Annotated in this window: 21 protein-coding genes; 14 read left to right on the top strand and 7 right to left on the bottom strand. The window is 46.9% G+C overall.

Annotated features, from left to right (window positions below):
* Positions 1-26 precede the first annotated feature (26 nt).
* The 5 genes from ACAN56_RS02695 (at position 27) to ACAN56_RS02675 (ending at position 4817) form a co-directional block, all read left to right on the top strand.
* Positions 27-1352 carry a sensor histidine kinase gene (locus ACAN56_RS02695; protein WP_379140221.1) on the top strand — a complete coding sequence of 442 codons (1326 nt, stop codon included), beginning with the start codon at positions 27-29 and terminating at the stop codon, positions 1350-1352.
* Positions 1349-2098: a response regulator transcription factor gene (locus ACAN56_RS02690; RefSeq protein ID WP_038593104.1), complete on the top strand. Its 750-nt coding sequence runs from the start codon at positions 1349-1351 to the stop codon at positions 2096-2098. The genes ACAN56_RS02695 and ACAN56_RS02690 overlap by 4 nt, the downstream gene beginning before the upstream one ends.
* A 222-nt stretch (positions 2099-2320) precedes the next feature.
* Positions 2321-3244: an ABC transporter ATP-binding protein gene (locus tag ACAN56_RS02685; protein ID WP_379140218.1), complete on the top strand. Its 924-nt coding sequence runs from the start codon at positions 2321-2323 to the stop codon at positions 3242-3244.
* Complete coding sequence (locus ACAN56_RS02680; protein WP_379140216.1) at positions 3237-3941, top strand: ABC transporter permease; 705 nt, start codon at positions 3237-3239, stop codon at positions 3939-3941. The genes ACAN56_RS02685 and ACAN56_RS02680 overlap by 8 nt, the downstream gene beginning before the upstream one ends.
* A 3-nt stretch (positions 3942-3944) precedes the next feature.
* Entirely contained in the window at positions 3945-4817 is an 873-nt protein-coding gene (locus ACAN56_RS02675) for a DUF4097 family beta strand repeat-containing protein (RefSeq protein ID WP_379140214.1), read from the top strand.
* Positions 4818-4884: 67 nt separating this feature from the next.
* Here the strand turns inward: ACAN56_RS02675 and ACAN56_RS02670 are convergent, their stop codons facing one another.
* A complete protein-coding gene (locus tag ACAN56_RS02670; RefSeq protein ID WP_156130905.1) occupies positions 4885-6978 on the bottom strand; it encodes an ABC transporter ATP-binding protein in 2094 nt (697 codons plus the stop codon).
* 54 nt (positions 6979-7032) lie between these two features.
* Positions 7033-8781, bottom strand: a complete 1749-nt coding sequence (locus tag ACAN56_RS02665) for an ABC transporter ATP-binding protein (protein WP_076109476.1) — start codon at positions 8779-8781, stop codon at positions 7033-7035.
* A gap of 513 nt (positions 8782-9294) precedes the next feature.
* On the opposite strand from ACAN56_RS02665, the gene ACAN56_RS02660 reads away from it, so the two are divergent.
* Positions 9295-9612 (top strand): HesB/YadR/YfhF family protein, encoded by a 318-nt coding sequence (locus ACAN56_RS02660; protein WP_379140211.1) that lies wholly within the window; start codon positions 9295-9297, stop codon positions 9610-9612.
* Between the two features lie 141 nt (positions 9613-9753).
* On the opposite strand, the gene ACAN56_RS02655 is transcribed toward ACAN56_RS02660, so the two are convergent.
* Entirely contained in the window at positions 9754-10269 is a 516-nt protein-coding gene (locus tag ACAN56_RS02655; protein WP_038593085.1) for a hypothetical protein, read from the bottom strand.
* A 124-nt stretch (positions 10270-10393) separates the two neighbouring features.
* Here ACAN56_RS02655 and ACAN56_RS02650 point away from each other — a divergent pair, with 124 nt between their 5' ends.
* The 3 genes from ACAN56_RS02650 (at position 10394) to ACAN56_RS02640 (ending at position 13271) form a co-directional block, all read left to right on the top strand.
* Positions 10394-12142 (top strand): ABC transporter ATP-binding protein, encoded by a 1749-nt coding sequence (locus ACAN56_RS02650; RefSeq protein WP_379140207.1) that lies wholly within the window; start codon positions 10394-10396, stop codon positions 12140-12142.
* A 143-nt stretch (positions 12143-12285) separates the two neighbouring features.
* A complete protein-coding gene (locus ACAN56_RS02645; protein ID WP_379140205.1) occupies positions 12286-12705 on the top strand; it encodes a MerR family transcriptional regulator in 420 nt (139 codons plus the stop codon).
* Positions 12702-13271, top strand: a complete 570-nt coding sequence (locus tag ACAN56_RS02640; RefSeq protein WP_379140202.1) for a hypothetical protein — start codon at positions 12702-12704, stop codon at positions 13269-13271. The genes ACAN56_RS02645 and ACAN56_RS02640 overlap by 4 nt, the downstream gene beginning before the upstream one ends.
* An 87-nt stretch (positions 13272-13358) precedes the next feature.
* On the opposite strand, the gene ACAN56_RS02635 is transcribed toward ACAN56_RS02640, so the two are convergent.
* Both ACAN56_RS02635 and ACAN56_RS02630 read right to left on the bottom strand, forming a co-directional pair.
* Positions 13359-13802 (bottom strand): DUF441 domain-containing protein, encoded by a 444-nt coding sequence (locus ACAN56_RS02635; protein WP_076109482.1) that lies wholly within the window; start codon positions 13800-13802, stop codon positions 13359-13361.
* 21 nt (positions 13803-13823) lie between these two features.
* Entirely contained in the window at positions 13824-14807 is a 984-nt protein-coding gene (locus tag ACAN56_RS02630; RefSeq protein ID WP_379140199.1) for a YpdA family putative bacillithiol disulfide reductase, read from the bottom strand.
* Positions 14808-15000: 193 nt separating this feature from the next.
* Between ACAN56_RS02630 and ACAN56_RS02625 the strand changes: the two genes are divergently transcribed.
* The 4 genes from ACAN56_RS02625 (at position 15001) to rsgA (ending at position 18627) form a co-directional block, all read left to right on the top strand.
* Positions 15001-15597 (top strand): DUF2087 domain-containing protein, encoded by a 597-nt coding sequence (locus ACAN56_RS02625; RefSeq protein WP_038593067.1) that lies wholly within the window; start codon positions 15001-15003, stop codon positions 15595-15597.
* Positions 15598-15718: 121 nt separating this feature from the next.
* Positions 15719-16174, top strand: a complete 456-nt coding sequence (locus ACAN56_RS02620) for a DUF3939 domain-containing protein (RefSeq protein WP_038593064.1) — start codon at positions 15719-15721, stop codon at positions 16172-16174.
* A gap of 156 nt (positions 16175-16330) precedes the next feature.
* Positions 16331-17002 (top strand): HAD family hydrolase, encoded by a 672-nt coding sequence (locus ACAN56_RS02615; protein WP_342435768.1) that lies wholly within the window; start codon positions 16331-16333, stop codon positions 17000-17002.
* A 533-nt stretch (positions 17003-17535) separates the two neighbouring features.
* Positions 17536-18627 (top strand): ribosome small subunit-dependent GTPase A, encoded by a 1092-nt coding sequence (gene rsgA, locus ACAN56_RS02610; RefSeq protein ID WP_038593058.1) that lies wholly within the window; start codon positions 17536-17538, stop codon positions 18625-18627.
* Positions 18628-18842: 215 nt separating this feature from the next.
* On the opposite strand, the gene ACAN56_RS02605 is transcribed toward rsgA, so the two are convergent.
* Entirely contained in the window at positions 18843-19469 is a 627-nt protein-coding gene (locus ACAN56_RS02605; protein WP_038593055.1) for an FMN-dependent NADH-azoreductase, read from the bottom strand.
* 329 nt (positions 19470-19798) lie between these two features.
* Here ACAN56_RS02605 and ACAN56_RS02600 point away from each other — a divergent pair, with 329 nt between their 5' ends.
* Complete coding sequence (locus tag ACAN56_RS02600; protein ID WP_179091687.1) at positions 19799-19936, top strand: hypothetical protein; 138 nt, start codon at positions 19799-19801, stop codon at positions 19934-19936.
* 111 nt (positions 19937-20047) lie between these two features.
* Here the strand turns inward: ACAN56_RS02600 and ACAN56_RS02595 are convergent, their stop codons facing one another.
* Positions 20048-20287 (bottom strand): hypothetical protein, encoded by a 240-nt coding sequence (locus ACAN56_RS02595; protein ID WP_038593052.1) that lies wholly within the window; start codon positions 20285-20287, stop codon positions 20048-20050.
* Positions 20288-20295 lie beyond the last annotated feature (8 nt).

The raw sequence follows: 20295 nt of genomic DNA, 5'->3' as shown, positions 1-20295 counted from the left end.
TCGTGTGAAGACTGGTGGTGTTTAAAATGATTCATTTCATAATGATAATTCAAATCGTAAGCTTTTTTTTTATTTATCAATCCGTTTCCCGCTATCACTTTAGTGTCAAAGAAATAACAATCTGGCTAATGATATTCATAAGCATTGGAGTAGTTTCTACATATTTTATCGGAGTATGGGGGGCCGTTGCCCTATTTTTCTGTTTTGTGGGCATGTCTTATATTAAAAATCAAAAAACGTTTACCTCATTGGGTGTGTTTTACGGGGCGTATGCCTTGGTCATGAATTCATTTTTAGGTTATCTCGCAGCAGATCCGATTACAAACTTAATTGAGTTTGTTTTTAGACAATCATCGGTTAATATAGACTATCTTCCTTATCTTTTTACAGCTATGGCGCCACCCATAATGAATGAGATCGGCCTAAGAGTGGTACGCCACTATGTTCCACAGCTCAATAAAGAAATTCTGCGGGACTCCAGCAAAGTGATTCTTTTTCCGGTGATCATTCTTTTAATCATCATTATCCTTTCGGTCTATCCGATTTTATCCATTGGTAATAAGACTGGTGATTTCAACTCATTTCATCGAACATTATTATTAGGGATGTGGCTGCTATTTATCATTGCTTTGCTGTATATGCAGTTTCAATACAATCATATCCGGAAAAGAGAAATTGAAAAATCTAAAAATGAGCAATTGATACAACTAACAGATTATGCGACGCAGCTCGAAAAAATTTATGATGAATTCAGAAGCTTCCGTCATGACTATGCGAATATCCTATTGACTCTGGAGGAAGGGATTCATCGGGAAGATTGGGATCAAGTCAAGCAGGTATATGAACAAACAGTTAAGCCAACGGGGCAATTGATGCGTAAGAATGAGTATAGCTTTGTCAAGCTGCGCAACCTGCATGTATCAGAGATCAAAAGTATTCTCGCCGCCAAAATTTTAATCGCCCAGCAAATGAAAATTGATGTTGCTTTGGAAATTGAAGAACCCGTTCACGCCATTCAAATGGAGTTGATTTCATTTACAAGGATTCTCTCCATACTACTGGATAATGCGATTGAAGCAGCAACAGATACGGAAGAATCAAAGATTGGCATTGTGTTATTGGAGGATACGGACATACAACTGATAAGAATTGAAAATAGTTGCGGGGAGGAAGTCAATTTGCGACGGCTGGGAGAACGCGGATATTCCTCAAAAGGCAAGGGACGCGGATTAGGTTTATATAATGTGCAGCAAATTTTAAAAGAAAATAACTTTGCGTCATTAGAAACAGCGCTCCAATCTGGCCTATTCTCACAGACGCTTACATTAAGAAAGACTGGAGAACAGAAATGAATATATTTATTTTAGAAGATAATTTAATTCAGCAGCAGCGTTTAGAACGGCTCATCAAAACATTAGCGCTGAAGCATCAGATCCGTTACCGGAGTTTAATTTCGACCGCAAGACCTGATGATCTGTTATCGCAGATCGAGAAAGTGGCTGACCATCAATTATATTTTCTTGATTTGCAGATCAATCATGAGGATCAGAAGGGGTTGGAGGTTGCTAAGGAGATCCGGAAAAAAGATCCTTTTGGGACGATTGTTATTGTTACCACACATTCCGAGTTAGCGCCAATAACTTTTACATATCGAGTGGCTGCTTTAGATTTTATTGAAAAGGATTTACCGGAAACAGAATTTATTGAAAAGGTTACAGAGTGTCTTTTGATTGCTGATTCGCGCCGGACGATTCCGGTAAGTTCTGATAACTTTTCATTTGAGAATAAGTATACCAGCTTCCAAATTCCATTTTCCGATATCCTTTATTTTGAGACCATGGAAATTGCACATAAAATAAGATTAATAACAAAATCCAAAGTTCTTGATTTTTACGCTGAATTAAATGAAATTGCAGGTTATGATGAACGTCTGTTCCGTTGCCACCGGGCATTTGTAGTTAATTTAGCTAATATTAGATCCGTGGATAAAAAGAACAAGCTGGTCTTGTTTGATAATGATGAAAGTTGTTCAGTTTCAAGAAGACTGCAAAAGGAAACCCTTGAAAAGATGGAAGCGTTAAGGAAAAATGAGTTTTGAGTTACATACGAAGTGCTGCAGCTATATCTTATATGGCTGTTAGCGCTTTTTTTTGTATGAAAAAGTACCGTCTATGAAGGTTAAAGGACATTTGGTGCGATGAGGCTCTTGAATGGAGGGCAAAAGCCTTATGCTGTAAAAGTGCTACAACAATAAACTACACTCCATCGTTATCGTGGTTTGGAGTTGTGGAATTTTATATAGAACGAGAGGCGGGGAACAATGGGGACCATGATCATGATTAACCAACTATCAAAGGTTTATAAGGGAAACGAAATAGTGTCAAATGTAACCATGCATATTGAATCTGGTGAAATCTACGGTTTCTTAGGACCAAACGGTGCGGGAAAAACAACAATAATGAAAATGATTCTTAATTTGGTGAAGCCAACATCCGGCGAGATTTTTGTACTCAATCAACCTGTGTTACAAACCTCTTTTCAATACTTGGGACATATCGGCAGTATCATTGAATATCCCGTTTTTTATGAACGGTTAACGGCTGCCGAAAACTTACAATATCATTGTGATTATACGCAGATTCATGCTGAGGAGCGGATTCATGAAGTCTTAGAAACGGTTGGCTTAACCGGTGTGGAGGATAAAAAAGTACATGAGTTTTCTTTAGGAATGAAACAGCGATTGGGTATTGCCAGAGCCATCCTCACAAAGCCTGAGATCTTGATTCTGGACGAACCGATTAATGGTTTAGACCCTGTGGGAATTAAGGATATTCGCATGCTTTTGCTGAAGCTTAAGAAGGAGTGCGGTATGACAATTTTAGTCTCCAGCCATATTGTTTCAGAGATTGAATCGATTGCAGATACGATCGGAATCATTAATCATGGACAATTAATTAAGGAAGTTAAGATGAGTGAAATCATCAGCGAAAATGTTGAATACCTGGAGATAAAAGTGACTGACAGTAAGCAGGCTTCACTTGTGCTGGAGAGAAAATTAAACATCCATGACTATGAAGCGGTTGATCTGGAAACCATCCGGGTCTATCAACAAGATGTATCTCAATCGGTCATTAATAAAGAGCTGGTGCTCAATAATATCGTTGTAAATCGTATCGGAACACAGCAAAGCAACTTAGAAGAGTATTTCCTGGATCTTAGTCATGGAGGCAGACAACATGCTTAGACTAATGAAGATTGAATGGAAGAGAAATAATCTGGCGGGATATAGTATTAGGGCCGTGATTAGTATGATGATTATATTTGGAATGGTTGCAGGAATGGCTGTCATGTCAAATGCTCAGGATGAACCAATGTTTTTAGATTTTACAGCCTTTATGTCACTGGCTAACATCTTTATTCGCGTTACCTTTGTTGTTTTTTCAGGCATCATTATTTCCAGACTTGTGATTGATGAATATAAGAATAAGACCATTCAATTGTTATTTACCTATCCCATCCAACGCAAAAAAGTGATGCAAGCAAAGTTGATGATCGTATTAGTCTTCTGTTTCACATGTGTAGTGATTTCCACCTTCATCATTGAAATATTGACAGTGTTATTAAATCCGGCAGCTCATTTTTTTGAAACAGCTGCATCAAAAGAAGATGTGTTGGCTACCTTCCCAGCCATTCTTACGGCTTCGGCAATGACAGCTGGCTTAAGTCTTATTCCATTGTCTTTCGGGATGCGTAAAAAATCTACAGCCACAACAATTACTAGTTCAGTAATCTTAGGGATTCTGCTGAATTCTATGATTTCGGATGGGAGCAGTTCTGTATCCATGTTTCAATTTATCGGCGTACCTATAGTTTTCTGCTTGTTAGGGTTGGCCGTAGCTTATTTATCCTATCGAAAAATTGACAGAACGGATGTTGCATAAACCATGAAAACTAATAAGTGGATTTGGATATCGATGGCGGTTGTTCTGGTGGGAATCCTTGTTGTTGGCTTGCAAGGTGGAGCTCAAGATTTTGAGTTGACAGAAGACTTCCCAGCGAATGAAATTCAGAGTATTGAAATGAATAATGATTCATGGGATCTTGTAGTGAAGGAATCAACAGACAATCAAGTTCATGTAGACATTGTGGGTTATCAGACGGACAAGCAGAAGGCTCCTGTTGTAGTGACACGTAATTCTAATAACTTGGTGATACAACAAGATAAGCAAATTGGCGGGGCCTTTTCAGCTTTTTCTTTTCATAAAGAGGGAACTATCACAGTCTTAATTCCCAAAAATACAGTAGAAAGAGTCAGAATGGTCAACAATGATGGAGATATCAATATTCGAACGTTGGCAACCCATAATTTAATCGTTGAAAATAAAGCAGGCAGCGTGAAATTTAATCAAGTTGAAGCAGATTCGGGGGACCTAAATCTCATAGAAGGGGACCTGAATGTAAAGGATAGCTTATTTGATAGAATAGACGTAGCTGCCAGGGGGAATGACCTTTATTTTAAAAATGTAACCAGTTCTGTTATGAATCTTTATTCTAAAAGTGGCGAAATCGTTCTTGGCGGGGTTGTGGAAAAAGGTGAGATGAGAGTCGAAACATCAACTGGAGATATTCAAGTAGGGTATCAAACTGAGCCATCCAACTTGAAAGTAGCAGTGGATAATGCAAAAGGAGATACGACGGTTCACTTGAAGAAGCTCTTGCCCACGAAGAATACAGACAAGAATGTAGATGGAACTATTGGCAATGGGGAGAATTTACTGCAAGTCAAAAGTAAATCAGGAAGTATTACTATTAAGTAAATTAAAAAGAGACAGGCTCCTCAATATATGAGGAACTGTCTCTTTTTGGGGAGAAGCAGTTGAATCACTAGCCCTGCTTGAACGAAGGCTGCAGGGCTGCGGCCGAGGCAGAAGAAGATGCGGAAGCCGAGCCGGCCGCAGCTCCGTTTTCCGCACCGGCACCAAGTTGAAGCTGGTACATGCGGAAGTAGCGACCACCCAGCGCCATGAGCTCATCATGGCTGCCGCGCTCAACGATTTCACCGTGATGCAGAACAAGAATCTGATCCGCACTGCGGATCGTGGATAAGCGGTGAGCGATGATGAAGGTGGTGCGGCCTTTCTTCAGCACCTCCAGCGCTTCCTGAATGATGCTTTCTGTCTCCGTATCGATGTTGGAGGTCGCTTCATCCAGGATAAGAATGGCCGGATCAAAGGACAACGCCCGGGCAAATGAAATCAGCTGACGCTGGCCGGCCGAAAGCGTGCTGCCTTTCTCCACCACCGGTTCGTCGAAGCCCTTGGGCAGATGAGACAGCAGCTTATCCGCACCGACTTCCCGCAGTGCCCGTTCCACCCGCTCCCGTGTGATCCGCTCGTCCCCGAGACTGACATTGGAAGCGATGGTCCCTGTGAACAAGTAAGGATCCTGAAGCACAATTCCCATATGGCTTCGCAGCCACTGCTTCGGCAGATCTTTAACTTCTTGACCATCAATGGTAATGCTTCCGCGCTGCGGATCATAGAAGCGGAACAGGAGATTGATGATCGAGCTTTTACCGGAGCCGGTATGTCCCACCAGAGCGACAGTTTCACCAGAGCGGGCCTCAAATGAAATGTCGCGCAGGACGAAGTCTTTTTTGTAAGCAAAGGAAACGTCTTTAAACACCACATCTCCCTTGTAACGCGGCATGGAACCATCGGTCACCGGTTCGCCGGGTTCATCCATAAGTGTAAATACGCGGCCGGCAGAGACCATCGAGGAATCCAGATTGGCCAGTTGGTTGACCATCCCGGTAATTGGCTGGAACATCCGTCCGAGCACGTCGACGAAGGCGTACAGCACACCCAGCGACACAAAGGTAGAGCCATCCAGGCTGCCGAATCCAAAGTACCATAATACCAGTACAAAGGAGAGGCTGCGCAGCGAGTTCACCAGGTTGTGCGAAGTGAAGGCATTCAGGTTGAGCATTTTATTCTGATATTTCAGATAATCATCGTTCAGGCGCTCGAATTCTTCACTGCTCTGCTTCTGGCGGCGGAAAATGCGGATGATTGACATCCCTTGAATCGATTCATTGATGATGGCGTTGATCTCACTAAGCCGCGAACGGATGATGGTATTATATTTGGTGGCAACTTTGCGGTACAGCACGATCCAGAGGATCACAATCGGGACAATGAACAGACTGACCAGTCCGAGGTGAATATCCAGCAGGAACAGGGCGACATAAACGCCGATGATATTGATAATCCCTGTGCTGAAGTTGGATAATACGGCTATGAACAGATCCTTGACCGCTTCCGTATCGTTCGTAACCCGGGAGACGACCTTACCCGCAGGCAGATTGTCGAAGAAATAAACCGGCAGCCGCTGGATATGGGCGTACACATCGGTCCGCAGCTTGCGGATGACCTGATTGGCCGACGATTGCAGCCAGTAGGTTTTACCGAATTCCGCTATGATCGAGATGACCAGGAATATCGCGTACAGTCCTACCAGTTTATAAATGCCGGGGAATTCAGGTTTGTAAAAAGCGAATAATTCATTTGCCGAGAGCTTCTCGGCAGGATATACACTCAGAGTGTCTCCGTATTGGATATGCATCTCTCCGTCACGGAAGGTCCGCTCGCCTGCAGGCTGCGCTACGGCTTCATTGATGAAGTAGAAGCTTTTTCCGACCTGTAGCAGGCGGATTTCCTGGCCTTTGGCTTCGCCTTCGGCAAACCGGTCACCGCGTTTGTAGAAGGAATTATTATATTCAGCGGCATCCTTGGAAGAGTCCGTCTGGAAGTAGGGCTTCTCTATGGCCAGCAGATGATTGTCGATCATGCTCTTGGCGATAAAAGGCCCTGCCAGCTCGGCTGCCACTCCGATAGTAAGCAGCAGTAGTGCTGCGATAAATGTTTTTTTGGCAGTTAATGCGTACTGCAGCAGGCGTTTGCCCGTACTTTGTGTCAACGGTGACACCTCCTAAACGTTTTTAGGGAGCTTCAAAAAGCCTATGCTCATCATTTATTCATTCGTTAAATTGTTCTCCACCTGCTGGCGGTCGAACTGCTCACGATACCAGCCGTTCATGTTCAGCAGCTCCTGATGCGTGCCCCGCTCTGTTATATGTCCGTTATCCAGTACAACGATCAGATCGGCATGCTCAATAGCAGAGAGACGGTGAGTGGAGATCAGCGTGGTTTTGCCGGCACGCTCCGAGCGGATGTTCTCGATAATTTTGGCTTCTGTACGTGCGTCAACGGCAGAAAGCGCATCATCCAAGATCAGAATATCGGGATTTGCGATAAAGGCTCTGGAGATCGAAACGCGTTGTTTCTGGCCTCCGGAAAGAGAGACACCGCGTTCACCCACTAAGGTATCCAGGCCGTCAGACAAGGTACCCAGGTCATTCTGGAAAGCCGCTGCCGTGATGGCTTCCATAATCCGTTCGTCGCTGGCGTTATTGTACCCGAACTGGATGTTCTCACGAACCGATTTGGAGAACAGAATTTGCTCCTGCGGCACATAACCCATCCAGCCGTGCAGGCGGTCGAGGGCGATTTGCCCAATCGGCACACCGGAGATCAGGATGTCACCTTTACCGGACGGATATTCATGAAGCAGCTGTTTCAGCAAGGTCGATTTGCCGCTGCCTGTGCGTCCGACTACCCCGAGCGTCTGTCCCTGGGAGAGGGAGAAGCTGACGCCGCTAAGATTGTCGATGGTCGAAGTGGGGTAACGGAACGTTACATCCTTCAGCTCAATACGCGTCGGGTGTTCAACCGGAACCGGATGAGCAATATCCTCAACATCGGGACGGGAATTCAGCGTCTCATCAATCCGTTCAAGGGATGCTCCGCCGCGCTGCATAATATTGATCAGCTCACCGATCGCGAACATCGGCCACACGATCATCCCCAGATACATATTGAAGGAAACCAAATCTCCAAGTGTAATTTGATTGCGGAATACAAGATAAATGCCGTAGGTAAGCGCGATAATATAGCTTAGTCCCACACAAAAGCGGATCGTTGGTTCAAAAAAGGCATCAACACGGGCTACCGCCATATTTTTGCGGTATACATCCTCCGTAATGTCGGAGAATCGTTTCTCGTCCATACGTTCCTGTACGTAGGCCCGGATCACACGAATACCGGATACAGATTCCAGTACCTGGTCGTTCATATCTCCGAAGGCATCCTGTGCCAGGCTGTACCGGTCATGAATGGCCTTGCCATAGTAAATCATGGCGATGGCGATCAGCGGAAGCGGCAGCACTGCCGCGAGTGTCAGCTTCCAGCTGACCAGAAAGCCCATGGCCAGCAGCACAACGGTAAGGTAAACCGTTGAATCCACCAGAGTCAGCATCCCGAAGCCGACGGTTGCCGATACGGCACGGATATCATTGGTTGCCCGGGCCATGAGGTCACCGGTACGGTTGCGCTCGAAGAAGGAAGGCGTCATCGTCATAAGATGATTCATAAAGCGGGAGCGGAGCAGACGCTCCACAAGGTTGGAACCCCCGAACAGCTTATGCATCCATATGTAGGTGATCCAATAAATAATTAGAAGCATGAGGACGATCAGGCCAATATACTTCATTAGGGAACCGGCGGTTATCGAGCCGCGTACGATCTCGTCAATGGCATTGCCGAGCAGACGAGGAGGCAGCAGTTCAAGCACACCAACTACAATTAATAAAATCAGGCCTACTGTGTAGCGCCTTTTCTCCCGGCGGAAGAACCAACCGAGATTTCGGAGAACGGAGAACAAGGGAAATCCCTTCCTTTCGTATTGAATTGATTGCCGGCTGTTGGAATGGTGCGAATAGTGGTTCAGCTCTTAACAGCATACAAAAAGGCATATCATCCGAAAACGGATGATATGCCTGTGATATACAGCAGTTATCATGTCCACGGTGCTAAGACAGCACAGAGACATGGAAGAGACTTGCATAACCTGAAATCAAGATGTACGCGTTACATACATGATTCTTCAGGTGCTTTCCACTACTTGGGCTGCTTTGGTATTCAGTTGTGTACAGTTGCCGACAATAGTATAAAAATCAACTTTAACAAGGTTAAACACCGCGCTCACCCTTTCCTTAGTTTTGGTAATAACTTGAAGACGCTTCGTTATGTTCAGAGTTTATCATCCGCCGTTAAGAATTGTCAAATATAATTTTGAACAAATTTCGAATTAGCAGTATGATAAAATACGTTGCGATAATTTGGAATGAGGACTTTTTTTCAGTATGATAAGAAGAAACGGGAGGAGCTAAAAGACATGAAGATGGTAATCAGCCCAGAAGCCGCCGCCTGGTTTAAGCGGGAATTAGATCTGCAGACAGGGGGGCATATCCGGTTATTTCCCCGTTACAGTTCAGGAGGAGGACTGCATCCCGGGTTTTCACTGGGAATAGCCACCGAACTGCCGGGACGTCCTGCTGTGCAGACTGAGCAGGGAGGCCTGATTTTTTATATGGAAGAGCAGGACTTGTGGTATATGGAGGGATACAGCCTATCCATTGTCTATGTGGAGGCTGAGGATGATATCGACTACCAGTATGAGCTACTGCCGGTGGCCGGTGGAGTGCAGCAGTAATTCTGCCCAGTGCAGACTGGTTATGCTACAGCAAAGGTTACTATCTGAAAAAGCCCTTGCCAAAAGGCAGGGGCTTTTTCAGAAAGAGAATTTACGGATACAAGAATCTATAAGGTTGGGCCTATAAATCCTAAAACGTCATTAGGGCGAGCTGCGGAAGGTCTCTTCCTCCATAGCGAAATCAAAGTCATCAATGTCATACACCTGGACGGGGACTCCGCCTTCGATGATGCGCTGAATAAGCTCGAACTGATCGGTCAGAATCGGTACTTTCTCACGCTGGGAAGAGAGCAGCAGCTCGGTTTCGATCGGATCAAACAGCTCTCCGTATGTAGCATTATCAATGCTGTTGATGATGGTGATCTGTGCCTGCCCTCCGAGCAGAATGCCGGAGCTCTTGGCCCATGGAACAGCCAGACAGCGGTTGATCTTCTTGGAATTGAGCGGTTCCTCGAAATAGGCGATCAGTTCACGGATCTTCAATTTGACGTGCTGATCATCATCCGCCCGGTTCATTAACGGCTCGTCACTGTCCCGCAGTTCGTACAATTCCATGATGGTTGTATAGGGCACTATATATTCTACAGGGCTTTGCGGGATGAGAAGCTGGCCATAAATTGCCATCATGACCGCTTCTGTCACAAATTGTCTAGACATCGTTATCCTCCTGAAGTTCAGGTACTGCAATCGTACTTATGGACTTAAAAATATAAAAACACTGTGGAGCGCAAATGTCAACAGTACCCAGTCAACAAGGTGAAGAGAAAGGGCGTAACCATCTGTGAAACAATGGAAATCTTATTTTGTTTTTGTCCGGCCTTATATGAAATGGATTGTGCTGACGCTGATTATCGGCATGATCAAATTTAGCATTCCGCTAACACTGCCGCTGATTCTGAAATATGTGGTGGATGATCTTCTGAGCAACTCCGTACTGACTGTCGCGGAACGTGTCTCGAAACTGATGTATGTCCTCGGAGGCGCATTATTCCTGTTTGTCATTGTCAGAGGTCCTGTTGAGTATTTCCGTCAGTATTTTGCACAGCTGATCACAAGTAAAGTGCTGTTCGACATGCGCAACAAGCTGTACAGCCACTTGCAGCGCCTGTCACTGCGTTACTATCAGAATACAAAGGTAGGCGAGGCCATATCCAGATTCATCAATGATGTGGAGCAGTCAAAGAATCTCGTGGAAGTCGGGATGATGAACGTCTGGCTGGATATGTTCACGCTCGTCTTTGCACTAGGTTTCATGTTCTACCTCAATCCGGTGCTGGCGCTCGTATCCATAGCCATCCTGCCGCTGTACGGCATTGCCGTGAACACACTTTATAAGCGGCTCAAGCTGCTGACCAAGGACCGTTCCCAGGCGCTGGCAGCGATTCAAGGCTATTTGCATGAGCGGATTCAGGGCATTGCGATTATCCGCAGCTTCACGATGGAGCGGGTGGACCAGAAGCAATTTGAGGCTATCAACGGCAAGTTTCTGGAAAAGGCGATGGCCCAAACGCGCTGGAACGCCGTTACTTTTGCTATTATCAATACCTTAACGGACATCGCACCGCTGCTTGTGATCGGTTATGGGGGATATCAGGTGATACACGGCAATCTGACGCTGGGTACCTTTGTTGCCTTTTTCGGTTACCTGGACCGGATGTATGCCCCGCTGCGGCGGCTGATCAATTCGTCCACCGTGTTGACTCAGGCATCCGCATCGCTGGAGCGGGTCATGGAGCTATTGGACGAACCTTACGATATCGTCGATCAGCCTGGAGCAAAGCCGCTGAACAATCCGACAGGAGATATAGAGTTCGATCAGGTATGGTTCAAATATGGCGATGAGAACGAATATGTGCTGAAGGATATTAATCTGCGGATAAACCCCGGACAGACGGTGGCCTTTGTAGGGATGAGCGGCGGGGGAAAGTCCTCTCTAATCAGTCTGATCCCGCGGTTCTATGATATCAGTGAAGGCAATCTGCGAATGGACGGGCATGATATCCGGGGGCTGACGCAGGAGAGTCTGCGGCGGACTGTCGGCATGGTACTGCAGGATAATTTCCTGTTCAGCGGTTCGGTGCGCGAGAATATTCTCTTCGGCAATCCGGCAGCTGGTGAGGCGGAAATTGTCTCCGCAGCACAGGCGGCTAACGCGCATGATTTCATCATGCAGCTTCCTGATGGCTATGATACTGAGGTAGGAGAGCGGGGGGTGAAGCTGTCGGGAGGCCAGAAACAGCGCGTGGCGATTGCGCGGGTATTTCTCAAGGACCCGAAGGTGCTTATTCTTGACGAGGCTACCTCGGCACTGGACCTGGAATCGGAGCATCTGATCCAGCAGGCGCTCCAGTCGCTTTCATCCGAGCGCACAACGCTGATTGTCGCCCACAGACTGTCCACGATTACCCATGCAGACCAGATTGTTGTGCTGGAGAATGGAGAGATCACCGAGCGGGGGACCCACGAAGGGCTTATGGCGCTTGACGGAAGTTACGCCCGGCTGTTCAATGTACAACGGCTGGATGCTTGAATAGTGTTTACTGCTATGCGGTTCCTTCGGGAACCGCTTTTTCTTTGCATTTGAATTTAAGTTACAGTATACTGTAACTATAACAGTGAAGTGTAACTGATGTCGGAAGTTTAAATCATTTTTGCGAACGGGAGGATGGTTGGATGAATACCTATACCGGCAAACAGCTTGCCGAACTTCTTCAGAGAGAAGAGCCGGATATGAATCTAAGAACGATACGGTACTATACGCAAATCGGGCTTCTGCCACCGCTGGAATTATCCGGCAACAAACGGGTCTATACCGACCGGCATCTGGAATATTTGCGGGCGATCCTCACCTTGTCCAAAAGCGGGGAGAGTCTGGCAGATATTCAAGAGAAGCTTGCGGGATTGCCTGCGGAGGAAGTGGCTAAGATTGGCGATCGTCTGCGTTTCTACCAAACGGAGCATATTTTCCGCAATGAGACCCTAGTCATTAATGAAGATGTGATGCTTACGGTTAGTCCGCGCATATCTGCAGAACTAAAGTCCGAGCTGGTTGAAACGGTGAACCGGCTGCTGAAGGGAGGCAACACCCCATGACTGGAGCGGCAATCACGATCGAGGTGCGTCTTGCAAAGTCTGTGCTGGAGAATGAAGAGGGAATGAATCACCTCTGGGTCCATTTGGAGCCACTTGGCGGAGGGAAGCAAGCGGTACTTGAACTGCAGCTTCCATCAGGGATCCATTGGGACGGGAAAGCAAAGGGCTATCCACAGGATACCAGTGGCAGAGTCATTATTGAGCAGCCCGAAATACCAAATGACCTTTTATTAGGGATCTATACAATCCAGCCTATGGATTGCGGCTTAGTCAGCTTGAGCATTCATGTGTCATTCATAGATCACTGTGGCATGGAGATCTGTAAAACAGTGCTCGTCCCGCTTAGCATTGTTGATGCAGAAAGTGTGGATGAGGAAACGGTAGAAATAGACGAGGAGGTCATTAGAAGAGTCAAAGAACAGGCCCTAACTGAGCCAACGAGCACTCATCCGGACGGCAGCGACAGCGTAATGGTCGATTGCTCACTTCCCAAGCTCATTCGCTATGACCCCCATTACCGCTCAGAACTCGAGGAAAAATACCGGGTTGAGGGAACAGGTTTATAAGCTTCATCCGCTTCCCGACATACCAAACAGGCAGGCCACTCCGCTTACAGTGAGCAGAGTGGCCTGCCTGTCTCCATCTTTAAACCATTATCCACGTCCAATCAGCAGGGAGAGGATACCTGCCGCGATCAGCGGACCTACGGGTACGCCCTTGAAGAAAGCCACACCGATAACCGTACCTATCAGCAGGCCGGCAACGATCGTAGGCTGGCTGCCCATAAGCACTGCTCCACGTCCACCCAAATAGGCAACAAGGATACCGATCCCAATGGCAAGCAGCGATTTCCAGTGGTAAAACGAATGCCAGATCATTTGCAGCGATATTTTACCGCTCGCCAGCGGAGTCATCACGCCGATGGTAAGGATGATGATCCCGACAGTCAGGCCATACTTTTCGAGCCACGGAAAAGCTTGCTGCAGTCCAAGCACCCTCAGCAGCAGCAGCACAACCATTGCGATCGTTACCGGCGAATTGCTGCTGATAATGCCGAGGGCTGCGAGGCCCAGCAGGAGGAGCGAGGTGATATCCATCGTAACGAAACACTCCTTATTCTAAGTAAGCCGTTTTGAAATGATGTGATCTGCAATCAACTTCCCGTGGCCCCGGCCGGTTTCGATGAATACCTCATTGGCATTGCGTCCGGAGGCGATAACACCGGCTACATAAAGTCCCGGGATGTTAGTTTCCATCGTGGACGGGTTATAGGCAGGTTTATCCTGTTCGTCGTCCATTATTGCCCCTGCGGAAGACAGAAGTGTCCTGCTGGGGCGGAAGCCGGTTAAGGCGAGTACAAAATCATTGTCGAGTTCAAGCGTCTCACCGTTTGATTTAGTAACAATGACTGAACCAGGTGTAATTTCGGTTACCCGTGATTCCAGATGGAGCGTTATCTTTTCTTTAGCTACCATGCTTTCAAAGATAGGCCGTACCCACGGTTTGATGTTCTGCGAAATGCTGGCTCCCCGGTAGACCATATCTACGGAAGCGCCCACCCGCATTAACTCAAGTGCCGCATCCACAGCAGAATTGCTGCCGCCGATGACAGTAACCTTCATCCCCGTATAGGGATGGGCTTCACCGAAATAGTGCGTGACCTTAGGGAGCTCCTCCCCGGGGATGCCGATCATATTGGGCTGGTCGAAGTAACCAGTGGAGATCACCACGTTTGAGGCTGCATGGGTTAGCTGTTCCCCCCGTTTAGTGATCGTATGTACAGCGAAACTTCCGTCCTCCAGACGTTCGACTGAGAGCGCTTCTTCGTAAGCGGCAATATCGAGTCCATGCTGCTCGGCGGCGCGGCGGTAATAGACGAGTGCTTCATGGCGGTAAGGCTTGTCATTGGGTGAGGTAAAAGGCACATCGCCAATCTCCAATAAAGAGGTTGTGCTGAAGAACTGCATGCTGGTCGGATACAGATAAATGGAGTGGACAATAAAGTTTTTTTCAATAATCAGGCTGGACAGCCCTTGGCGCTGGCATTCCATTGCGGCCGAAAGCCCGCACGGACCTGCCCCGATAATAATGACGTCTTTCATATGGATGGCAACCTCCTGGTGTATACTTTCTTTTCTCTAAATCGTACCTTAAATTTAATGTTTTTGCTATCTGTGCAGCATATTCAGCTAATCGTTATTGCTCTGGAGATTGGATTAGAGTATAATTAGATATATATCTAAACATAGTTTAATCGTAAAAATTGCTTGCAAATGTTATAGGAGAGTGACCCCGATGCAGCTGGAGAAAATTGTGAATTACCATAAAGCTTTATCCGACCCGACACGCCTGCGCATGCTGCTGCTGCTGTCCAAGGGGGAGGTGCACGGACAGGCGCTGGCGGAGAAACTTAATTTATCACAGCCTACCGTAACACATCATGCCGCCAAGCTCCGTGAGGCCGCAATGATCAAGGAGCGCAGAGACAAGAATACGGTTTACTTTTCGCTGAACCCCGAGTTTATCAAGGCCGGTTCAGAGGCATCGCTTAAATTTATTTTTGCCAAGGGGGCAGAAGATATGGACGAGTTATCTACAGAAAAGAGTCTGAAGGACTCAGTGCTGCGCAACTTTTTTGCCAAAGACGGCCGGCTGCGCCAGATTCCCGCACAATACAAGAAGAAGCTGATCGCACTGCAATATATGGTTGAGAAGCTTGAACCCGGTGTGGTGTATACGGAAAAAGAAATCAACGAGTTTATCAAACCATTCCATGAGGATTATGCCACGATCCGCCGGGAGTTCATCATGCACCAGTTTATGTACCGGGAAAATGACAAATACGAGCTTAACCCGCCGGAGATGTGGACTCACTGGGAAAATGTCAAATAATGATCTAATATATGGGGATTTTTTGTGACAATTGAAGGTTCGACTGATTAAATGTCCGAATAACGAATAAACTGGAATTGTAAGCGTTATCTGACATATACTTCGAAAGGAGACTTTCAGTATGATATTCAAACGCGCGAAAAAAAATACACCTCCCGTTCATCTCACTGTTACTTTGCCGCAGATCAAGCAAGCTGTTAGGCAATTTGAAGAAGATATGCCTGCTCCGATCAACCGTACCGCACTGATTCTGGAGGATAAGAGCATTGACCTTATCCGGCTCAAGAGATATTTGGGCGGAGTGCCTCATCAGAAGTTTTACATGTCGCGGGAAACGTTCGAAATTTTTGAGGAAGCTGACAAGATGGTGCCTTATTATATTGATATGGTTCAGTCGGCTGTGGATAATTATATCAACGACACAGGCAAGCTGCCGCTGCTTGAGGACACCTGGCTGCCGGAGGTTCATTACCGCCTGCTGCACACTGAACGTTATCTGAAAGAAACACCGCCATTTCCCCTGTACATCACGGAGGAAGAGATGATGCTGACCCATCGGCCGGAGCATTTTGAATGAATGAACGATTTACACTTAACACGAGGAAGACTGTTCAGTTGAGGGGCACTGAGGCGCCTGTCAGCAGAACGGTCTTTTCTTTGTTCATGCTGGCATAGTACAATGAATTTCTGGTAACACGTTCCGGAAGAATTCATAGATTAGGAGAATTATTGCATGAACAAAGTACAAGCACTTCTGTTTGATCTGGATAACACGCTCATGGACCGTGATTCAACCTTCCGCAGTTTCAGCGAACAATTTGTAAGTGATTTCCTCGGGCATTTGCAGCCGGAAGAAGCACGGCGGGTAGTTGAGGATATTATTGTGCGTGATGCCGACGGGTACCGGGACAAGGACGGTTTTTTTGCCGAGCTCAGCGAGGTGCTGCCATGGGAGAAGGCTGTGTCGGCTGCGGACATCCGGGCCTATTATGATGAGACCTACACCGGGCACGGAGCGCTTATGAAGTACGCCGAAGATATTTTGAACTACTGCCGGGAGCAGGGGTATATTCTTGGTCTGGTTACGAACGGCAAGAAACAGATCCAATATGGCAAAATCGATCTTCTTGGACTGCGCGGCTTCTTTAAGACGATAGTCATTTCCGGCGAAGCCGGAATCAGCAAGCCGGATCCGGCTATTTACCGTCTTGCACTGGAGCGTCTGGGCACAACAGCGGAACAGACGCTGTTCATCGGCGATCATCCGGTGAACGATATCTGGGGTGCAGGCAAGGCAGGTATGGAAACAATCTGGCTGAAGCGTAATCATGAATGGGATGACAAGCTGGATGTGCATCCATGGAAAACCATCCATGAGCTTGATGAGTTGAAGGGAATTCTTTAGCTTTGCTGTTGACAATATGCTGCCGGCAAGTTTATTATTACAGCATATTAGTTCGGAAGGAGACGATGTTATATGACAGTTTATATTGCAATTGCGCGATTGGTAACAACTGTTGTGGATACGTGTCTTCCGGGAACAGCAGCTGCAGTGTAAGTAACACGCAGCTTTGCGGGTAAGCTCTACGATGCCTTTTAGAGCCGCCGGGAACCGTATGTGTTCCGGCGGCTTTTTTGCGTGGATCGGTAAGTACGGATACGGTTATTGTATTCGTGCATACCGGATTCACGCTCAGAAATGTGCTGGTTCTCCTCTTCGGAGGAGGAATAGCATGCTCTGATCTTGACTTCACAGAAATTGTCCCTTGCCATAGTGCAGGGGAGAGTTTCTGTGAAGTCCGCCGCCGGAATGAGGATTCCGGCGGCTTTTTGTGTTCCCGTAATACACGTTAGTCAAACGAAGTGATTTATTTCCGCCGCCGGCTTCTTTCGAAGCCAGGCCGGGAGTGTACGAACTAAACAATCAGGAGGATTTAGATGACAATAGTACAATATGGCTGGAATGAAACCTGGATGAACAAGTGGAACGAACTGCATCAAAGTCTGGAAAACAAAACATTTGTACCCGGCAGAATTGTCGGCGATTTCGGCAGCAAGTACAGGGTTATGACGGAAACGGGAGAAACCTGGGGTGAGCTGGCAGGCAGGCTCAGACATACCTTAACCGATTCCGGGGATTATCCGGCAATCGGTGACTGGGTGTCGCTGGCGATGATGGATGGTGGAGAACATGCCGTTATTCATGGCGTGCTGCCCCGGCAAAGTGTGATTTCGCGGAAGGTGGCGGGAAATACAAATGAGGAACAGATTGTGGCCTCCAACGTAGACACTTTATTCCTTGTCAGTGCGTTAAATGACGATTTTAATGTCCGGCGGATGGAAAGATATTTGATCATGGCCTGGAACAGCGGGGCAAACCCGGTAATCCTGCTGACCAAAGCGGATTTGTGTGATGATGCAGAGAGCAAAATTGCAGAGATGGAGCGGGCAGCACCCGGAGTGGCCGTGTACGCAGTCAGCGCCTTGCTCGGAGACGGGCGGGATAAACTGCTGCCCTATATTGGCAGCGGTCAGACAGTGGCCCTGACCGGCTCCTCGGGCTGCGGGAAGTCAACGCTGGTTAACTGGCTTAGCGGAGCAACCCTGCAGCTCACTCAGGATGTCAGGGAAGGGGACAGCCGGGGGCGGCACACGACCACTCACCGGGAACTGTTCATCCTCCCGGACGGCGGTATCATTGTCGATACCCCGGGAATGCGCGAACTGCAGCTGTGGGAGGATGAAGGCGGACTTGATCTTGCATTCGGGGATATCAGCAGTCTGGCAGCAGATTGCCGCTTTAGCGATTGCAGACATGAACGCGAAGAGGGCTGCGCAGTTCTTGCGGCAGTATCAAACGGTGCGCTGGAAGAGAAACGGCTGCTGAATTACCGCAAAACCCAGAAGGAGCTGCTATACCAGAGCAGCAAAGAGGTGAAGCAGAAGCGGAAAACAGCAGCCGCTGCGACCAAGGCAGCGCCTTCCCGTTCCAGAAATTCCGGCTGGCGCCGGGAGCTGGAGGAATATTGAGGAACAGTATAATTAAGCAACAGTAACCTGAACAAGAGGGTCCCTTGAAGCCTTAGAATGGCTGTAAGGAGACCCTCTTGTAACGCAAAGGCGCAGCTCCAGAGAAGCTGCGCCCTTGCTATATATAAATAAAAGTCCGGCTAATTGCAATGCATATACCTAATTAAAGTGCGGATGTCTATCTTTAGAACCGGACCTTTAATACTGGTGTGTTCTTAGAACGATGCAGCAGCAGTCTTGGCCAGTTGCAAACCGCTCGCGATGATTTCTGCGGATTGTGCAGGGTTCTGGTTGTGGCCTTCAATAATCACTTGAGTAGTATCTTTGAAGCCCCAGAAGTTCAGGTTGCCCATGATGAAGTTAACAGCCATTTCAGCGCTTGCTGCCGGTCCTTCGGAATAGATGCCGCCTCTGGCATTGAGTACAGCAGCTTTTTTGTCAGTCAGCAAGCCAACTGGACCTTCAGCAGTGTATTTGAATGTGGTACCTGCCTGGTTCAGGTAGTCGATGTAAGTATGAAGTACAGCCGGAACAGTCATGTTCCAGAGCGGGAAAGCAAATACTACCTTGTCAGCGGCAAGGAACTGATTCAGGTATTTCTTAACCAGTGCAGCGCCGGCAGCTTCTTCAGGAGTAGCTTCGTAGCCTTGAGCAGCTTTATAAACACCGGTAATCAGTGTGTTGTCATAATATGGAAGTTGCTCTGCGAACAAATCCAGTTCAGTGATTTCGTCTTGCGGGTGGGACTCCTTGTAGCTTGCCAGGAATTCGTTGTAAAGCTGAACGCTTACGGATTGATCTGCAGGGCGGTTATTGGCTTTGATGAAAAGTACATTAGACATTATGATTTCTCCTTAGATATATATTTAATACTTACTATCAATAATATAGCATTTAATATTTAGTTTGTAAATAACAGTCGAAACAAATTTTTATTTGCTCGACAGCAAAGGCCTTTTCTTTGCAGGGCTACTACATCTCTTAATGGACGAATTGTTTTTTTGGCAGAACATCAATATGTAGTGAAACCGCTTTGACTCAGCTTTTTTTTCATTTTTGGGCAAAGTTTAAGGAATACAGGACCCGGTTATATAGGTGTTACAAGGATTAAAGGAAATGATTTCCTCACCTCAGGTTGGCAATACAACTTATTGAAGAAGGAGCGATTGACATGTCCATCGACCGTTTTATCATTAAAAAACTGGACAACTGTCACGAAGAGCAGACTCGTCGCAACTTAGTGAAGTTGTTCAAATTGCGGATTCAGAAGGCAGAAAAGGAAGAGAACAGAAATCACCGGATTAGTTGAAGATATGCCGCTGAAGTACAGATACCCGGCCAACATATAGAGCGAGCAGAGCACATCCCATCTTAATGAAGGGGTGTGCTTTTTTTCTGTACAAAAAAACAACCCCTCTAATTAATAGAGGGATAGCGCCAATGAATCATTTTCACTATAACTGTGCAATATAGCTTCAGAGCCTTTAATTTCGATACTAATCAGAGAATTTAAGCATTTCTGCAGAGCACTTTTGCCCTTCTGGATTTTTAGCTCCAGTGTGCTGTTCAGCAACCGGATAACCTTCTGGGTGGGCTGTTTGTTTTCTGTAGTGAAGTACACAGGTACAAGCTTGTTCTGAAATGTGATGAGCATTCTCATTTTGAAAT

Origin of the sequence: Paenibacillus paludis (genome assembly GCF_042610515.1) — a bacterium.
GTDB lineage: Bacteria > Bacillota > Bacilli > Paenibacillales > Paenibacillaceae > Paenibacillus_AQ.
The sequence above is the reverse complement of the archived record's forward strand: the minus strand, read 5'-3'. Positions and strand labels throughout refer to the sequence as shown.

Bases quoted from the DNA above. Each gene is read 5' to 3' on its own strand.
- ACAN56_RS02695 (WP_379140221.1), top strand. From the start codon at position 27: ATGATTCATTTCATAATGATAATTCAAATCGTAAGCTTTTTTTTTATT.
- ACAN56_RS02690 (WP_038593104.1), top strand. From the start codon at position 1,349: ATGAATATATTTATTTTAGAAGATAATTTAATTCAGCAGCAGCGTTTA.
- ACAN56_RS02685 (WP_379140218.1), top strand. From the start codon at position 2,321: ATGGGGACCATGATCATGATTAACCAACTATCAAAGGTTTATAAGGGA.
- ACAN56_RS02680 (WP_379140216.1), top strand. From the start codon at position 3,237: ATGCTTAGACTAATGAAGATTGAATGGAAGAGAAATAATCTGGCGGGA.
- ACAN56_RS02675 (WP_379140214.1), top strand. From the start codon at position 3,945: ATGAAAACTAATAAGTGGATTTGGATATCGATGGCGGTTGTTCTGGTG.
- ACAN56_RS02660 (WP_379140211.1), top strand. From the start codon at position 9,295: ATGAAGATGGTAATCAGCCCAGAAGCCGCCGCCTGGTTTAAGCGGGAA.
- ACAN56_RS02655 (WP_038593085.1), bottom strand. From the start codon at position 10,269: ATGTCTAGACAATTTGTGACAGAAGCGGTCATGATGGCAATTTATGGC.
- ACAN56_RS02645 (WP_379140205.1), top strand. From the start codon at position 12,286: ATGAATACCTATACCGGCAAACAGCTTGCCGAACTTCTTCAGAGAGAA.
- ACAN56_RS02640 (WP_379140202.1), top strand. From the start codon at position 12,702: ATGACTGGAGCGGCAATCACGATCGAGGTGCGTCTTGCAAAGTCTGTG.
- ACAN56_RS02635 (WP_076109482.1), bottom strand. From the start codon at position 13,802: ATGGATATCACCTCGCTCCTCCTGCTGGGCCTCGCAGCCCTCGGCATT.
- ACAN56_RS02630 (WP_379140199.1), bottom strand. From the start codon at position 14,807: ATGAAAGACGTCATTATTATCGGGGCAGGTCCGTGCGGGCTTTCGGCC.
- ACAN56_RS02625 (WP_038593067.1), top strand. From the start codon at position 15,001: ATGCAGCTGGAGAAAATTGTGAATTACCATAAAGCTTTATCCGACCCG.
- ACAN56_RS02620 (WP_038593064.1), top strand. From the start codon at position 15,719: ATGATATTCAAACGCGCGAAAAAAAATACACCTCCCGTTCATCTCACT.
- ACAN56_RS02615 (WP_342435768.1), top strand. From the start codon at position 16,331: ATGAACAAAGTACAAGCACTTCTGTTTGATCTGGATAACACGCTCATG.
- rsgA (WP_038593058.1), top strand. From the start codon at position 17,536: ATGACAATAGTACAATATGGCTGGAATGAAACCTGGATGAACAAGTGG.
- ACAN56_RS02605 (WP_038593055.1), bottom strand. From the start codon at position 19,469: ATGTCTAATGTACTTTTCATCAAAGCCAATAACCGCCCTGCAGATCAA.
- ACAN56_RS02600 (WP_179091687.1), top strand. From the start codon at position 19,799: ATGTCCATCGACCGTTTTATCATTAAAAAACTGGACAACTGTCACGAA.
- ACAN56_RS02595 (WP_038593052.1), bottom strand. From the start codon at position 20,287: ATGAGAATGCTCATCACATTTCAGAACAAGCTTGTACCTGTGTACTTC.